Origin of the sequence: Nitratireductor sp. GZWM139 (genome assembly GCF_030068685.1) — a bacterium.
GTDB classification, from domain to species: domain Bacteria; phylum Pseudomonadota; class Alphaproteobacteria; order Rhizobiales; family Rhizobiaceae; genus Nitratireductor; species Nitratireductor aquimarinus.
Genome location: NZ_JAMQML010000013.1, coordinates 86,835 through 101,782, shown reverse-complemented (window position 1 = coordinate 101,782; position 14,948 = coordinate 86,835). Strand labels below are relative to the sequence as shown.

Sequence of the window (14,948 nt, the reverse complement as noted above, 5' to 3'; positions counted from 1 at the left end):
GGAGGCCGTCATGTCAGGCTATATCAACACACTCCTGTTCGGGATCTATCCCTATATCGCGCTGGTCGTGCTCATTCTGGGCACCGCCATTCGCTACGACCGCGAGCAGTATGGCTGGCGTTCGGGCTCCTCTCAGCTCCTCAGGCGACGGCAGCTCATCTGGGGATCGGTGCTTTTCCATGTGGGCGTTCTGGTGATCTTCTTCGGCCATCTGGTCGGTCTGCTCACCCCCATCGCCATATTCGATGCGCTCGGCATCAGCCATGGGGCAAAGCAGCTTCTGGCCATCGTCGCCGGCGGCGTGGCGGGCGTGATGGCAATCATCGGCGCAAGCCTGCTCGTCCATCGCCGCCTGTTCGATGCGCGGGTGCGTGCAAACTCCAGCACCACCGACACGCTGATCATCATCCTCTTATGGATCCAGCTGGCGCTCGGTCTCATGACCATCCCGATTTCGATGCAGCATCTCGACGGCGAGGAGATGGTGAAGTTCATGTCCTGGGCGCAGGGAATCTTCACCTTTAACTTTGAGGCATCGAGCTATGTCTCTGAAGTATCGTTCATTTTCAAGGCGCACCTATTCCTCGGACTGACGATCCTTCTCCTGTTCCCGTTCACCCGTCTGGTGCACATGCTGAGTGTGCCGCTCGGTTTCTTCTGGCGGCCCGGCTACCAGGTCGTTCGCGAACGCAATCAACGGGCGCAGCCGACGCGCCTGCCGGCAGCGGAGTAGCACCATGGCGACGATCTACAAGAACCCCAAACTCGATCATCCGGCGGCGGCTCCGTCGCCGGACGGGCAGGGCTACACCACCTATCAGGAGCCCGACACACGGGTTCCGCCCAAGCCCCTGCCGCTCATCCGCGCCATCACGGTCGATGGCGTGGCTGTGCCCGAAGACGAGATCCTGCGCGAGGCGCAGAACCATCCGGCAGACAATCCCGGAAAGGCGCTGCGCGCCGCTGCCGAAGCACTGGTGATCCGTCAGCTCCTTCTGAGCGAAGCGGCAAGACGCGGGCTTGCAGGCGAGGGCGAACGCGACGAGAAAGGCCGGACCACCTCGGCCGACGATGCGGCCATCCATGCGCTGCTGGAGGCCGAACTCGACGTGCCCCGCGCCGGTGCGGAGGAGTGCCGGCGTTATTATGAGAACAACCGGCAGCGCTTCATGAGCGAGCCGCTGTTTGAAGCCCGCCACATCCTGATCGCCGCGCCTGAAAGCGATGAGGAAAAGCGCATCGCGGCGCATCGCCTCGCGCAGGAACTGTGCAATGCGCTGGCCTCCGATCCGTCGGCCTTTGCCGCGCTCGCCGCGCTGCACTCGGCCTGTCCATCGGGCAGTCAGGGCGGCAATCTCGGCCAGCTTTCGCCCGGCAGCACCGTGCCCGAATTCGAGAAGGCGCTGGAAGGTATGGCGGCAGGCGAGATCGCGCCGGGGCCGGTCGCTTCGCGCTTTGGCTATCACGTCATCGCACTCGACCGCGTGGTTCCGGCACGTGAACTTCCATTCGAACTCGTCGAGGACAGAATTGCGGCCTGGCTGGAAGCCCAGTCATGGTCACGCGCTTCCGCGCAATACATCGCGATCCTCGCCGGAAAGGCGGACATTTCCGGCATTGAGATCGGCGCGGCGGACAGTCCTCTCGTACAGTAGCGGGGATGTCATGGAACATATGGAGGAGAAACGCAGGCTGATGGTGGAGGCGCTGGAGGAGCGCCCGCCGGAGGCGCTGCTGCGCGAGCCGCTTGATTACATCTTTGCCGATCATTTTCGGCAGCGGATGCTCTGCAATCTGCTCGACGCGATGGTCTCTGAGGGGGAGCGCGACATCGCGCTTTCCCGGCATATTCTGGCGTTTCTGCGCCGCGATTTCGGACTTCATGTTCTGGATGAAGAGCTGGATCTTTTTCCCGTGCTTCTTGAGCGCGCTCTGCCAGAGGACCGCATGGAGGATGTGGTCAGCGAACTGTGCGCGGAACACTCGTCCGATAAGCTCGACGCAGACGAACTGTGCCGCGCGCTGGACGCGCCGGAAAAACAGGGCAGGGGCTGGAAGGGCCTGTTCACCCGCTTTGCGGCGAACGAGCGCCGGCATCTGATCGTGGAGAACGCCATCGTCATCCCCATGGCGCGCATCCGGCTCGAGCCGGACGACCTCACGCGCATCGGCCGGCATATGGCGGAACGTCGTGGGATCACCTTCCCCGAAAAAGCGGAAGGAAGCGCCAGGTGATCCAGAGATCAGGCACTATGGAGAACCCCCATGGGTGAAGCGGCAATATCGATTTCTTGTCCCTGCGACGCCCCTGCCGTTGGAATGCTCAACGTGGACGAAGCGCGTCAACGCCTTTACGCCCTGTTGACGCCGGCCAGCGCGACGGAGAGCCTGCCTCTGGCTGAGGCCGCCGGGCGCATCGTTGCAAAACCACTTCATGCGTCATGCCCGATGCCATTCTTCGACAATTCGGCGATGGATGGTTTCGCCGTCAGTCTTGCGGATTTCGAAAACGGACCGCCGCATGCGCTGCCGATCAGCGGCGCGGTTTCAGCGGGCGATCATGGGGCGCCAGCCCTCGCGCCGGGCGCCTGTATGCGCATCTTCACCGGCGCGCCCATTCCAGCCAATGCGGATGCAGTCGTGCCGTTTGAACAGACGGCGGAAGAGCAGGGCTGCGCCGCGTTCTTCAAAGCGCCGCGACCGGGCGCGCATATCAGGCGCGCTGGCTGCGATATCGCGCGCGATGCTGTCCTTGTCGCGCCCGGAACCCGGATGAGCGGGCGCTATGCCGGGCTTCTGGCAGCCAATGGGTATCTCTCGGTGACCGTCTATCGCCAGCCCCGCATCGGCGTTTTCTCGACCGGCGACGAGCTGGTGGCTGGCAGCGGCGAAAGACGCGCCTTTGAACTGCACGATGCCAACCGCCCCATGCTCCTGATGATGCTGCAGGAGATGGGTTGCGCGCCGGTCGATCTCGGCATCCTCCCGGACGATCCCTTTGAAACGCGCCAGTTCCTGCATCGGCATGCCGGCGACTTCGATCTGCTCATCTCCTCCGGCGCGGTATCGGTCGGTGGCAGGGATTTTCTGAAAGGCGCGTTTTCGTCCGCCGGTGGCGTTATCGACAGCTGGAAAGTCGCCCTGAAACCCGGCAAGCCCGTCATGTTCGGTCGCATCGGCAAAACGGCGTTTCTCGGCCTTCCGGGAAACCCGATGGCGGCATGGATCGGCTTCCAGCTTTTCGGTCGCATGGCGGTCGAGCGGCTATCGGGACGCGCAACGCAGCCTGTCGAACCCGTGCGCGCCATCACCGAGGGCGTCATACGCCACAGGCTTGGACGGCGCGAATACGTGCCGGTGCGCGTCGTGTCGCACACCCATCGCGGACAGCCGCTTCTGGCGCGCATCGGCCATGGCGGGTCTGCGTCGCTTTATCCTCTGTGTTTTGCCGATGGAGTGGCCATTATCGAAGCCACAACCGGCGATGCCGAGGCGGGCGAGGAACTGGATTTCCTCCCCTTCGTGCAAGGAGTTTTGGAATGACGAACACCATCCCGGCCATAGCGGCGGTCCGCTTCAGCGGCGGCGATCCCATCGACGCGCTGCTCGCGGATGCCGCCGCGCGGTTGCAGTCGCAGAACATTGTCGTTGAAGGCTTTGTCCAGCTCGAACGCGACCTTTCCGAAAACTGCTGCGCGGCCATGCATCTGGAAGACATCCGCAATGGCGCGGTCTGGCTCATTTCACAGGAACTGGGGCAGGGGTCGTCCGGGTGCAGGCTCGATCCGCATGCGCTGGCCGATCTGTGCGGCCCGCTTCTTGAGCGTGTTCGTGAAAAGCCGGATCTTCTGATCCTCAACCGTTTCGGCAAGGGGGAGATGCTCGGCGGCGGTTTTCGCGCGGCAATCGAGGAAGCCTTCATGCTGGGCATTCCGGTGCTGGTGGCGGTTCGGGATGAATATGCGCAGGCCTGGCAGGACTTCACGGAAGGGTGCCACACGGAACTCCAGCCAGATCCGGCGCGCATCGACGCGTGGCTCGCAACCCATGTGGTGCGCAAGGATGCCCGCAATGCCGCATGAACCCGCACCGCCTCATGAGAATGAACGCGCCGGCCTCAGCATCGTGGCGCTGGTCATATCGGATCGCGCAAGCCGGGGTGATTATGAGGACCGTGGCGGCCCGGCCATCGCCGAATGGCTTCAAGAGAACATCGCTTCTGCCTTCCATCTCGAAATTCGCATCATCAGCGACGGGCGGGCCCGTGTCGGCGATGAACTGAAGAGGCTCTGTGATGAAGAGAATGCAGCGCTCATCCTGACCACCGGCGGCACCGGTCCCGCTCCGCGCGATGAAACGCCCGAAGCCATGCAGGATGTTCTTGAAAAGGAGCTGCCGGGTTTCGGCGAGCTGATGCGCCAGCGCAGTCTTGAGGAAGTGCCGACCGCCATCCTCTCACGCCAGACCGCCGGAACACGCGGAAAGACACTTATCGTCAATCTTCCGGGAAAGCCGGCAGCGATCCGCACATGCCTCGACGCCGTGTTTCCGGCCATTCCTTATTGCCTCGACCTGATCGGTTCGCCCGGTCTGGAAACTGCGGGCGAAACCGGCAAGGCATTCAGACCAAAGTGAAGCATGAACAATGGCTTATTCGCATAAACATGAAGTTCTGAATAAAGCAAATCCTCTCACCGACCTCACAGCTCCAGCCCTCACAGTCCTCCTTGCGCCGCTTCTCGGCCGGGTCGTCAAAAGCCTCTCGCGCAAGCACCCCGCAATCTTCGAGCGCCTCGGACCGCATACGAAGACAGGCTATATCATCGACCCGACGAACCTGCCTTTCGCTCTCTTCCTTCAGCCGGATCCCGAACACCCCGTGCTGCGCGCCGTCGCCCGCCGGGCGCTGCCGGCGCATGAGGCGCTGATCCGGGGCAGCTTCGACACATTGTTCGAACTGATCGATGCAGACGCCGATGGCGACGCCGTCTTTTTCTCCCGCGACCTGATCATCGAAGGCAATACGGAGGCCGTGGTGAGCCTGCGCAACGCGCTCGACGATGTCGACGGATCGATTGCCGCCGATACGGCCGACCTGTTCGGCCCGCCAGGCAGGCTTGCGCTTGGCTTCCTGCGAAGCCGGGCGGACGCGCGTTCACAAAGGAGCTCGACATGACACTTGCAGAACTGGTGTGCCCGGCCGGTACACCGGCAGCCTTGCGCACGGCCGTGGATGCCGGTGCAGACACCGTCTATTGCGGCTTTCGCAATGCGACGAATGCGCGGAACTTTCCCGGTCTGAATTTTAGCACCGACGAACTCGACACAGCCGTCGCCTATGCCCATGCGAAGGGCTCGAAAGTGCTTCTCGCGCTCAACACCTATCCGCCTGCGGGCCAGGTGGATCTGTGGCGCGAGGCGGCAGACACCGGCGCGCGCATCGGCGTCGACGCCTTCATCGTCGCGGATATGGGCGTTGCCCGGTACATCGCCACCAAATACCCTGAGATCCGTCTGCACCTTTCTGTGCAGGCCGCTGCTTCGAGCCCGGAGGCCATACGCTATTACTGCGAGAATTTCGGTGTGAAACGCGTGGTCCTTCCGCGTATCCTCACCATCCCCGAGATCCGGCGCATCGCCCAGGAAATCCCCTGCGAGATCGAGACCTTCATCTTCGGCAATCACGGGCTGATGGTGGAGGGGCGCTGCAGCCTGACCAATTACGTCACCGGGCTTTCCACCAATATGGATGGCGTGTGCTCGCCGGCGGCCGACGTGGAGTATCGCCGGGAGGGTGATGGCGCGGTCTCCAGCTGCCTCTCTGGCTACGTGATCGACCGTTTCGGGCCGGACGAGATGGCCGGCTATCCGACGATCTGCAAGGGGCGCTATCAGGCGCCGCATCGTCCCGAAGGCTATTACGCCTTTGAAGAACCCGTCAGCCTGAACCTCGCACGTCTCCTGCCCGAGCTGATCGACGCCGGCGTCCACGCCTTCAAGATCGAGGGGCGGCAGCGCTCCAAGAGCTATGTGCGCAACGTCGTTTCCGCCTTCCGCAATGCGGTGGACGATATTCGCGCGGGCAGGGAGGCGAACATTGCGGGTCTGCTGCAACTCACCGAAGGCGGCCGGGAAACGCAGGGCGCATTCGAAACGAAGAAGTGGAGATAAGCCGATGCCAGCCGCTCTGACGCTTGGGCCGATAGCCTATCACTGGCCCGCCGAACGCAAGCGCGATTTCTATGCGCGCATTGCCGACGAGGCCCCGCTCGAAACCGTTTATCTGGGGGAGGTGATCTGCTCGAAACGCGCGCCCTTCTTCGAGCGCGACATGCCGGACATCATCGAACGCCTAGAGAGAGCCGGGAAGACCGTGGTTCTGTCATCGCTTGCCGAAGTCATGCTGCCGCGCGAGCGGCAGGCCACGCGCGCACTCTGCGAAATGGAAGGCGCCGAGATCGAAATCAACAATGCAGCCGGCCTTCATGCACGGGCCGGCGCACCACACCGCATCGGTCCGTTCCTCAACGCCTATAACGAAGCGACCATCGCCTGGCTGGCGCAGAACGGCGCGACACATGTGTGCCTGCCGCACGAACTGCCGCGCCCTTCACTCGCCCATGCCGCCAAGGCAGCAGGCGAAATCGCCATCGAGACCGAGTTTCAGGTGTTCGGCCGCGCGCCGCTTGCCGTTTCCGCACGCTGCTACCATGCCCGCGCCCATGGCCGTCACAAGGACAATTGCCAGTTCGTCTGCGAGGACGATCCCGATGGCATGCCGCTCCTGACCGCCGACGGGACGCCGTTCCTCAGGGTGAACGGAATCCAGACCCAGTCTGAAAGCTATATCTGTCTTGTTCGGGAGATGGCCGAGCTTGTCGCAATGGGCATGCGCCATCTGCGGCTCATGCCGCAATCGGTCGACATGGTTGCGGTGGCGGAGACTTTCCGGGCCTGTCTCGACGGAAAAATCGACAGCGAGGAAGCGCTTGCGCAGCTCTCGGAAACCTGCGCTCAAACGCGCTTCAGCAACGGCTTCTTCCACCGTGTCGCCGGGCACCGGATGGTTGCTGGCTCGATGCCGGTTTCCTGATCTTGCGATTTCATCTTTTACAAACGAAACCTCCGGCAATTAATTGTTTTTACGTTGTTATGCGCCTCACATAAGAGGCGCATAACTGCGCATTTCAGCCTTGACGGGCGAGGGCCGCGTCCACCGCCAGCCCCAGCCTGTCGACAATCAGATCAATGGTTTCGGCGTCGACATTGTAAGGCGGTGCGAGCAGCACGTGGTCGCCCGATACGCCATCAATGGTGCCCGCTCCCGGATAAACCATCAGGCCAGCCGCCATCGCTTCTTTCTTGATCGCCGCGCCGATGCGCCGTTCAGGCGAAAACGGCGTTTTGGCGTCGCGATGCTCGACCAGCTCGATGGCCTGCAGAAGCCCGCGCCCGCGCACATCGCCCACATGGGGATGGTTGCCGAAACGCGCCTGAAGCCGCTCCTGAAGCTGCGCGCCACGCGCACGCACATTGGCGAGCAGGTCGTCGTCGCGGATGATCTTCTGAACTGCAAGTGCCGCCGCGCAGGCAAGCGGATGAGCCGAATAGGTGTGTCCGTGCACGAAACCGCCGCTGCCATTGACGATGGTGTCATAGACATTGGCCGTACACATCACCGCCGCGATGGGCTGATATCCGCCGCCCAGTCCCTTGGCGAGCGTCAGGATGTCGGGCGTTACATTTTCCTCTTCGCAGGCGAGGAACGTGCCCGTGCGCCCGGAGCCACACATCACTTCATCGAGGATGAGAAGCACGCCATAGCGGTCGCAGATCTCGCGGATGCGGCGGAAATAACCGGCCTCGGCGGCCACTGCGCCAGCCGTTGCGCCCACCACGGTCTCCGCCAGGAACGCCACGACGTTTTCCGGCCCGAGCTCGAGGATCTTGTCCTCCAGAAGGTTCGCTGCGCGCAGGGCATAGTCTTCCGCGCTTTCGCCTTCTTTCGCATAGCGATAGGCAAAGCAGGGCTCGATCTTCGGCTCTTCCAGAAGGAAGGGGCCATAGGGCTTGCGCCGTGGCGGGTTGCCGCCGACGGAAAGCGCGCCCAGCGTGTTGCCGTGATAGCTCTGATGGCGGGAGATCACGAGCTTGCGCGATGCTTCCCCGCGCTCCAGGTGATATTGGCGCGCCATCTTGATGGCCGCTTCAACGGCCTCGGAACCGGAGCCGACCAGATAGACCTTGTCGAGCGGGACCGGGCTTGCCGCGCACAGATGGTCGGCCAGCGCCTCGGCGGCAGCCGAGGTGAAGAAGCTCGTATGCGCATAGCTGATTTCGCTCATCTGGCGCTGAACGGCCTCGAGAACGCGCACATCGCCATGGCCGATGCAGGAAACGGCCGCGCCGCCGCAGGCGTCGATATAGCGCTTGCCGGTCTCGTCGGTGATGTAGGCGCCAGCCCCTTTCACTGCGAGCGGCAGCGGGTTTTTCGGGGAGCGATGAAACACGTGGGTCATTGGGACGTCTCTGTTATCGCGCACGACGGTGCGCGTGGTAGGAACCGGATGTGTAAAGCTGTTCTTCGATGTGGCCGATCCGCTCCATGGCCGTGTCCTGCAGCTCGGTCAGCATGGCCGCTGCAAGCCCCTCGACAACGCCGACGGCGGAAATAACGGAGGGGAAGAAGGACGGGCTCTCGGCGGAGAACAGTAGGCAGGTGGAGGCGTGCGGTTGAAGCGGCGTGGCGCGGCTGTCGGCCAGGCTGATCAGGCTTGCACCCGACTTTGCGACAGCCTCGGCCACCATGTCGATTTCGCGCGCATAGGGCTGGAAGTTGATCGAGAGAACCGCATCGCGCTCGGTGAGCATGGAAAGGTCGGCCACCAGCGATGAGCCTTCGCTGCCGAGAAACTCCACGTTCGGGCGCAGCATCTTGCAAAGATAGGTGAAGGTGAGGCCCGGTCCCCGGCAACTCATGAAGGCGGCCACATAGATGCGCTCGGCATGGGCGAGCGTGCGCGCCGCCGCCGTGATGTCCTCAAGCGCATTGCTTTCGAGCGCAAAGGCGAGGCTCGCCTCCTGCGCGCGAAACGTTTCGCTGAGAAGCCCCGCGCCCTTGTCCTGCTGCACGGCTGCCACCGCCTTGTCGGCATAGCGGGCCGGGCCGGTGCGGAAACTGTTGGCGTAGACCGCCCGCAGTTCCGACCAGTCGGCAAAGCCCAGCGTGCGCGCCAGCCGCACCAGCGTCGCCGGCGCAATGCCGGCGCGTGTGGCGATCTCGCGCATGGAGAGAAGCACCACATCGTCGGGATGATCGATCAGATAGCGTGCGCCATCGGCCAGTCGACGCGGCAATGCATCGATCTCGGCAATCATCCGCTGGCTCAGGGCTTCAAGGGTAGGGGCCTCGGTCATGGTGTCACCCGCTTATCAGGCTGGGCAACCACAGAACGGTCGCCGGGAAGGCTATGAGTATGGCCACCGTCACCACATCGGCAAGCAGGAACCAGCCCACGCCGCGGAAGACGTCGCTGATCGACACCCTGTCCGCCACGACATTCTTGATCACGAACACATTGAGCCCGACCGGTGGCGTGATGAGACCGATCTCCAGATATTTGGTGATCATCACACCCGCATAGATGAGGCTGATGTCCGCCGTCTCGAAGATCGGCAGCAGAACGGGCAGCGTCAAAAGCATCACGCCGATCGGGTCGAGGAACATGCCCAGAACCAGATAGATCAGCGAGACGGCGATGATGATGAGCAGCGGCGACATGTCCTCGCCGATGAGACCCTGCACATAATCAGGGAAGCCGGCGAAGGCGAAGAGGCGGGTCAGCAGCGCTGCGGCCACGGCGATCAGGAAGATGGCCGAGGTGGAGCGGATGGTCTCGAACGCGGCGTCCTTCAGGGCTCGCCAGGAGAGCGTGCGCTTGGCGAAACCGATGGCAATGGCCGCCAGCGCGCCGATGGCGCCCGCTTCCGTTGCCGAGAAGAGACCGGCAAAGATGCCGCCGAAAACCGTGATGACCAGCAGGAAGAGCGGCCAGGTTTCGCCGAGCGCCAGAAAGCGCTCACGCCAGTCGACGCTTTTCTCGCGCGGAGCCAGAGACGGGTTGTACTTCACCCGCATCAGGATCATCAGACCGTACATGAGTGCGGTCAGCAGGCCCGGAATGACCGCGCCGATGAACAGTTCACTGACCGGCACTTCGGCAAAGACGGCGTAAAGCAGCAGGATCGTGCTTGGCGGAATGAGCGAGCCCATGGTGCCGGCAGCCGCGATGGTGCCAACGGCGAGCTTTGCGTCATAGCCACGGTCGAGCATGGCCGGGACCGCAATCTTGCCCATGGCCGCCGCACAGGCAACGGAGGAGCCGGTAACGGAGGAGAAGAGCGCAGCCCCGCCAACAGACGAGATGGCAAGGCCGCCCGGCAGGAAGTTCAGCCAGGCCCGCGCCACGCGGAACAGACCGTCGGTCAGGCCCGCAGAGAAGCAGACATAGCCCATGAACAGGAACATGGGGATGGCGCTCAGGCTCCAGTGTGCGGCAAAGGCGTGCGGGACCGAGCGAAGAACGCCCCAGGTGGCCCGCTCGCCAACCAGAATATACATGCCGACAATGGCGACGAGGCCAAGGGCTGCTGCAACGGGGACGCGCAGCGCCAGAAGGATCATGAGCGCGCCAAGCGCCCAGTAGACGAGTGTGATGCTATCCACGATAGGCCCCTAGATGTCGCTGGTTTCGGCTTTGGTCGAAGCGGCGCGGCCAACGGCGCGTACGGCCCGGACAAAGCAAAGAAGGGCCGTCAGGAAGCCCGCCACCGGCAGGAAGAAACGGGGCGGCCAGGTGATGACGGGGATCATGCCGATGATGAACTCGCCTTGCCGATAGGCGCGCATGGCCTGCTCGAAACCGGCATAGGCGATGAGCGCGAGAAACACGCCGAAACACACAAGGGCGATCGCATCAAGCACTGCCTGCGCACGGGGTCCGAGCCCCTGGTAGAACAGGTCGACGGCAATGTTTTCGTTGCGCCATTCCACATTGAGCAGAGGCAGGAAGATCAGCGCCGGCATCCACCAGTCCGAGACGATCTCGAGCGTTGAGGGCATGGGCTTGCCAAAGAGGTAACGCCCGCCAACATCAAGGCAGATCTGGAACATCATGACGACGAGGCAAAGGCTTGCCGCAAGCGCGAGAAGACGCCCCAGCCTGCCCAGGAAGACATCGATTTGTTGCATGGAATATCCGGCGTGTCAGAGAGAAGGGGCGGCGCTCATGAAGCGCCGCCGCGACCGGCTCAAAGGCCGTATTCGTTTTCCGAAAGCTTGTCGAAGATCTCGGTCTTCATGCGCTCGGCAAACGCCTCGCCGGAAAGACCGGAAGCCGTGATCTCTTCCCATTTGGCAAGCGATGCCTGGTAGCTCTCGATCAGCGCTTGCGCATTCTCGACGCCGTAGACGTCCTGCGCCTTCTCGACGATGGAGTCGATGTCCTGGCTGTTGAAGGCGGCAATTTCCGTCTCCAGCGCTTCCGGCTTGTCGAGAACCTTCATGCCGTGGTCGGCGGCTTCCGCCTTGGCGTCTTCGTTCTGCGCCACATAGGCTTCGGTGGTCGCGACGATGGCGTCAGCCATCTCGTCGAGCAGAACGCGACGGTTTTCAGCGCTCAGCTCCATCCACGCGTCCTTGTTGAACGCAAGCAGCGGACCGGAATTGTAGACGCCGAAGCTGCCCAGCGTGATCGTGTCGGCCACATCCCAGAGCGAATGCGTCTTCAGCGAAGCGGCAGGCTGCATGGCGATGTCGATCACGCCCTTGTCCAGCGCCTCATACATTTCCGAGCTGGAGGTGTGCACGACGGTCGCGCCGGCCTCGCCGATCCAGCGATCCCATGCGCCACCGGGCGAACGGATGCGCTTGCCGGCCACGTCGCCGGTCTGGGTCACGTCTTCCTTGCTGATCAGCGCATAGGGCGCCGTCGCGTAGCTGCCGGTGTAAACGACGTTCTGCTTGGAAAATTCGTCAACGCAGGGCGCGCAGTTGAGTAGCGTGAACTCGGTCACGGCAGCGGCAACGGCCAGTGAATCGCCGCTCAGCATGGCGAGCTCCGCAACGAGCTGGCTGGTCGGCAGCTGGGCCGGGTTGTAGGTCAGCGCCAGAACGGATGCATCGGCAACACCATCGCCAAGACCGGTCAGCGTTTCCTTGCCGCCCAGCAGCGCGCCGCCGGAAACGAGGTTGAAGGTCACATCACCGCCGGAGGCCTTGGCCACGGCCGGGAAGTAGGTTTCATAGCCGGCGAAGATCGTCGGGTGCGACGGCGCGACCCAGGAGCTGACGGTGAGTTCGATGGCAGCGGCGCTGACGGAGCTTGCGGCAAGGCCGAGCAGGGCGGCAGTAATTGTCTTCTTCATGTTTCCCTCTGTTCTTTCAGGTTGAAGCGCTCCCGAGGCACATTTCGGAAGGGCAGTTGTGAAACGTCAGCCATGGCTGGCCCCAGCGTTTCGCAGGACTGGATGACGTCAAACCGGCTGCCGAAAGCAGCGCGGAAATGGTTTTTCGCCTTGGCGAGAAGCACGGGCACCGTGTCGATATCGATGCCGTGAAGGCGGAAATAGGCCGTGTCGTTGGGCGACTGGCAGCCCGTGGTGACGATGACCCGCAGACCGTTCACACCAATCAGTGCGGTGGGGCCGAGGTCCACCGGCATGCCGCGTTCCATCGCGTCTTCATTGCGAAAACGGCCATCGGTCACGCAGAGCACCTTGGCCATGCAACGCAGCGGTTCGCCGAAGCGGTCGTCAAGCCGTCCGCCCAGCGAGACTTCGAGCATCGCGCCGGCCCCCGCTTCGTGGGATTTCGTCACCAGATCGGGATCGCAGAAAAACGCGAAGACGCTGCCTTCCGGCAGATCGGCTTCCAGAGCCGCTGCAAACAGACCCGGTGTATCGCCAATGCCGCCGGAAAGCGGATTGTCAGAAGGTTCCAGAAACGCGACGCGCGCGCCGCTCGCCCACGGACAGGCCGCGAGCGCCTCATGCGCCGATGGCAGATCCGGCTGAAAGCGGGCCTGCTGCGACAGCATGAAAGCCGCAACCTCGTCCGCCAGTGCGGAGCCTTCGGCTTCGTCGAGACAGGTCACCAGAACGCCGCCATCTGCGACGGGCACATCCGCATAGGCAAAGCTTGCATAGGGGTAGGCTGCGGGGAAGGGCGCGGCGGCAGCGTCCGGCGCAAGGATCTGCGCCTTCGCCTCAATGTCACGCATCGGGCCCGGCCCGTCGGTGCGCATGTTGAAGCTTGGCAGAATGCGCCCGATCCGGCGCAGGATCACGCGGGGCTTCAGCCCGCCTTCCACCATGCAGGCAAGCATGTCGAGTGCTGCCTGCGCGGTCTCGGCCATGTCCACATGCGGGTAGGTGCGATAGATGGTTGCCGCGTTCAGCATATCGGCCAGTTCAGGCGCGATGCAGGCATGCATGTCGAAGGAGGCCGCAATCGGCAGATCCGGAAAGCGCTGGCGCAGGGCTTTGACAAGCGTCAGCTCCGGATCGAGATCCGTGGTTCCGATGCATGCGCCGTGAAGCGAGAGGTAGAGCCCGTCGATACCGTCCAGCGATGCGTCTTCGACGATTTCCTGCGTCAACCGGTCAAGCAGCGCCTGATCGACCGGGCCGGCCGGAGCCGCTGATGCGCAACGGGAGAAGACCAGCTCGACGTTTTCGCGCTGCTCGGCCCAGGCGAGCGCACCGCCCGGTTCCGTGGACGTGTCCCGGTAGAGTTCGCGAGCTTCTTCGCCGCGCACCCATTCGCGGGCCTGAAACTGCTCCAGACGGGTTTCGCAGACTGAGAATGAGTTTGCCTCGTGCCAGAGCCGGGCGACGCCTATGCGCATGTCGTTTCCAATGGAAATATGAAACAAATGTTCTTTTAATAAGAAAATAGCGCATTTGTTTTGTCAAGATTAGCCGGCGTGTTTCCGGTTCGCCTGTGGACCACAGCGCAAACGCCTGCAATTGCTGGGTTTTCTGCATAATCGCCACGCGAAGGTCGGGTGTGTCACCGACATTTTTTGAACCCGCGTGTGGTGATCCACTTTTCGCCGATTCTCGTAGTGTTTTGTGACAAAAGCGCAGGAGAACGAGTGAAAATGAGCGAAATTTCCGCAAACCGTCTCGTCTGGATCACCGGCGCCAGTTCCGGCATCGGACGCGCGCTTGCCCTGCGACTGGCCAAATCGGGCTGGCGCGTGGCGGCAAGCGCGCGCAGTGAAGAGGCGCTCCTCAATCTCGCAAAAGAAGTCCCGGAGAGCATTCACCCGTATCCGCTCGACGTGACAGAGATGGATGAAACACGCGCCGTGTTCGAGGCCATCGAAGAAGCGCTCGGGCCAATGGACATGGCCGTTCTGGGGGCGGGCACCTATACGCGGGATGGCGCGTTCGGTTTCAGCGCGGAAACCGCCGCCAGAATGATATCGGTCAATCTGCAAGGGGCGTGCAATGCGCTCGATCCCGTGCTGCAGGCGATGATGCGGCGGGGGCGGGGGCAGATCGCCATCATGGCCTCGGTCGCCGGCTATACCGGCCTCCCGGGCGGCGCAACCTATGGCGCGACCAAGGCGGCGCTGAACAATCTGTGTGAAGCGATGAAGCCCGAAGCCGAGCGCCGGAATGTTTTGCTCAGCATCATCAATCCCGGTTTCGTCGACACGCCGCTGACGGCGCGCAACGATTTTCCAATGCCGTTCATGATTTCGGCCGATGAGGCCGCAGAACACATTGAACGCGGGCTTGCCGACCGCCGCTACGAGATCATCTTTCCATGGAAGATGAAGCTCGCGGTGAAGCTCCTTCACGCGCTTCCGGCAGACCTCAGGTTTGCGATCACGAGAAAGCTGGTGCGCGCGCAGGAAACTGCGTAAGGCGCACCGCGC

At 62.8% G+C, this 14,948-nt stretch carries 16 protein-coding genes; 10 read left to right on the top strand and 6 right to left on the bottom strand.

What is annotated here, in order from left to right; all coding sequences use genetic code 11:
* Positions 1–10: 10 nt before the first annotated feature.
* From narI to ubiV, 9 genes are read left to right on the top strand one after another with little or no spacing between them, the layout of a single operon-like run.
* Entirely contained in the window at positions 11–733 is a 723-nt protein-coding gene (gene narI / locus NDI72_RS16180) for a respiratory nitrate reductase subunit gamma (RefSeq protein WP_113155200.1), read from the top strand.
* 4 nt (positions 734–737) lie between these two features.
* A complete protein-coding gene (locus NDI72_RS16175) occupies positions 738–1,655 on the top strand; it encodes a peptidylprolyl isomerase (protein ID WP_283800969.1) in 918 nt (305 codons plus the stop codon).
* Positions 1,656–1,665: 10 nt separating this feature from the next.
* Positions 1,666–2,235 carry a hemerythrin domain-containing protein gene (locus NDI72_RS16170; RefSeq protein ID WP_283800968.1) on the top strand — a complete coding sequence of 190 codons (570 nt, stop codon included), beginning with the start codon at positions 1,666–1,668 and terminating at the stop codon, positions 2,233–2,235.
* Between the two features lie 30 nt (positions 2,236–2,265).
* Positions 2,266–3,543: a molybdopterin molybdotransferase MoeA gene (locus NDI72_RS16165; protein ID WP_283800966.1), complete on the top strand. Its 1,278-nt coding sequence runs from the start codon at positions 2,266–2,268 to the stop codon at positions 3,541–3,543.
* Positions 3,540–4,082: a DUF2478 domain-containing protein gene (locus NDI72_RS16160; protein ID WP_206545300.1), complete on the top strand. Its 543-nt coding sequence runs from the start codon at positions 3,540–3,542 to the stop codon at positions 4,080–4,082. Before NDI72_RS16165 ends, NDI72_RS16160 begins: the two co-directional genes overlap by 4 nt.
* On the top strand, positions 4,072–4,635 hold the full coding sequence (mog, locus tag NDI72_RS16155) for a molybdopterin adenylyltransferase (protein WP_283800964.1): 564 nt from the start codon (positions 4,072–4,074) through the stop codon (positions 4,633–4,635). Before NDI72_RS16160 ends, mog begins: the two co-directional genes overlap by 11 nt.
* A 10-nt stretch (positions 4,636–4,645) precedes the next feature.
* Entirely contained in the window at positions 4,646–5,176 is a 531-nt protein-coding gene (gene ubiT / locus NDI72_RS16150) for a ubiquinone anaerobic biosynthesis accessory factor UbiT (RefSeq protein ID WP_283800963.1), read from the top strand.
* Complete coding sequence (ubiU, locus tag NDI72_RS16145) at positions 5,173–6,171, top strand: ubiquinone anaerobic biosynthesis protein UbiU (RefSeq protein WP_283800961.1); 999 nt, start codon at positions 5,173–5,175, stop codon at positions 6,169–6,171. Before ubiT ends, ubiU begins: the two co-directional genes overlap by 4 nt.
* A gap of 4 nt (positions 6,172–6,175) precedes the next feature.
* Complete coding sequence (gene ubiV / locus NDI72_RS16140; protein WP_283800960.1) at positions 6,176–7,093, top strand: ubiquinone anaerobic biosynthesis protein UbiV; 918 nt, start codon at positions 6,176–6,178, stop codon at positions 7,091–7,093.
* A gap of 94 nt (positions 7,094–7,187) precedes the next feature.
* On the opposite strand, the gene NDI72_RS16135 is transcribed toward ubiV, so the two are convergent.
* From NDI72_RS16135 to NDI72_RS16110, 6 genes are read right to left on the bottom strand one after another with little or no spacing between them, the layout of a single operon-like run.
* Positions 7,188–8,519: an aspartate aminotransferase family protein gene (locus NDI72_RS16135; protein WP_113155209.1), complete on the bottom strand. Its 1,332-nt coding sequence runs from the start codon at positions 8,517–8,519 to the stop codon at positions 7,188–7,190.
* A 13-nt stretch (positions 8,520–8,532) separates the two neighbouring features.
* Positions 8,533–9,417 (bottom strand): MurR/RpiR family transcriptional regulator, encoded by an 885-nt coding sequence (locus tag NDI72_RS16130; protein WP_206545294.1) that lies wholly within the window; start codon positions 9,415–9,417, stop codon positions 8,533–8,535.
* A gap of 4 nt (positions 9,418–9,421) precedes the next feature.
* The gene (locus NDI72_RS16125) at positions 9,422–10,726 is read right to left on the bottom strand and encodes a TRAP transporter large permease (RefSeq protein ID WP_206545293.1); all 1,305 of its coding nucleotides are present in this window, start codon (positions 10,724–10,726) and stop codon (positions 9,422–9,424) included.
* Positions 10,727–10,735: 9 nt separating this feature from the next.
* Positions 10,736–11,251, bottom strand: a complete 516-nt coding sequence (locus tag NDI72_RS16120; protein WP_113155211.1) for a TRAP transporter small permease subunit — start codon at positions 11,249–11,251, stop codon at positions 10,736–10,738.
* A gap of 59 nt (positions 11,252–11,310) precedes the next feature.
* Positions 11,311–12,426: a C4-dicarboxylate TRAP transporter substrate-binding protein gene (locus tag NDI72_RS16115; RefSeq protein ID WP_283800956.1), complete on the bottom strand. Its 1,116-nt coding sequence runs from the start codon at positions 12,424–12,426 to the stop codon at positions 11,311–11,313.
* Positions 12,423–13,907, bottom strand: coding sequence for a M81 family metallopeptidase (locus NDI72_RS16110; RefSeq protein WP_283800954.1), 1,485 nt, complete (start codon positions 13,905–13,907; stop codon positions 12,423–12,425). The genes NDI72_RS16115 and NDI72_RS16110 overlap by 4 nt, the downstream gene beginning before the upstream one ends.
* Positions 13,908–14,162: 255 nt before the next feature.
* On the opposite strand from NDI72_RS16110, the gene NDI72_RS16105 reads away from it, so the two are divergent.
* Positions 14,163–14,936: an SDR family NAD(P)-dependent oxidoreductase gene (locus NDI72_RS16105; protein ID WP_283800953.1), complete on the top strand. Its 774-nt coding sequence runs from the start codon at positions 14,163–14,165 to the stop codon at positions 14,934–14,936.
* Positions 14,937–14,948 lie beyond the last annotated feature (12 nt).

Coding starts and splice junctions, on each gene's coding strand:
- NDI72_RS16160 (WP_206545300.1), top strand. CDS start 3,540: ATGACGAACACCATCCCGGCCATAGCGGCGGTCCGCTTCAGCGGCGGC.
- NDI72_RS16175 (WP_283800969.1), top strand. CDS start 738: ATGGCGACGATCTACAAGAACCCCAAACTCGATCATCCGGCGGCGGCT.
- NDI72_RS16115 (WP_283800956.1), bottom strand. CDS start 12,426: ATGAAGAAGACAATTACTGCCGCCCTGCTCGGCCTTGCCGCAAGCTCC.
- NDI72_RS16165 (WP_283800966.1), top strand. CDS start 2,266: ATGGGTGAAGCGGCAATATCGATTTCTTGTCCCTGCGACGCCCCTGCC.
- NDI72_RS16170 (WP_283800968.1), top strand. CDS start 1,666: ATGGAACATATGGAGGAGAAACGCAGGCTGATGGTGGAGGCGCTGGAG.
- ubiV (WP_283800960.1), top strand. CDS start 6,176: ATGCCAGCCGCTCTGACGCTTGGGCCGATAGCCTATCACTGGCCCGCC.
- NDI72_RS16135 (WP_113155209.1), bottom strand. CDS start 8,519: ATGACCCACGTGTTTCATCGCTCCCCGAAAAACCCGCTGCCGCTCGCA.
- NDI72_RS16105 (WP_283800953.1), top strand. CDS start 14,163: ATGAGCGAAATTTCCGCAAACCGTCTCGTCTGGATCACCGGCGCCAGT.
- NDI72_RS16120 (WP_113155211.1), bottom strand. CDS start 11,251: ATGCAACAAATCGATGTCTTCCTGGGCAGGCTGGGGCGTCTTCTCGCG.
- mog (WP_283800964.1), top strand. CDS start 4,072: ATGCCGCATGAACCCGCACCGCCTCATGAGAATGAACGCGCCGGCCTC.
- NDI72_RS16110 (WP_283800954.1), bottom strand. CDS start 13,907: ATGCGCATAGGCGTCGCCCGGCTCTGGCACGAGGCAAACTCATTCTCA.
- NDI72_RS16130 (WP_206545294.1), bottom strand. CDS start 9,417: ATGACCGAGGCCCCTACCCTTGAAGCCCTGAGCCAGCGGATGATTGCC.
- ubiU (WP_283800961.1), top strand. CDS start 5,173: ATGACACTTGCAGAACTGGTGTGCCCGGCCGGTACACCGGCAGCCTTG.
- narI (WP_113155200.1), top strand. CDS start 11: ATGTCAGGCTATATCAACACACTCCTGTTCGGGATCTATCCCTATATC.
- ubiT (WP_283800963.1), top strand. CDS start 4,646: ATGGCTTATTCGCATAAACATGAAGTTCTGAATAAAGCAAATCCTCTC.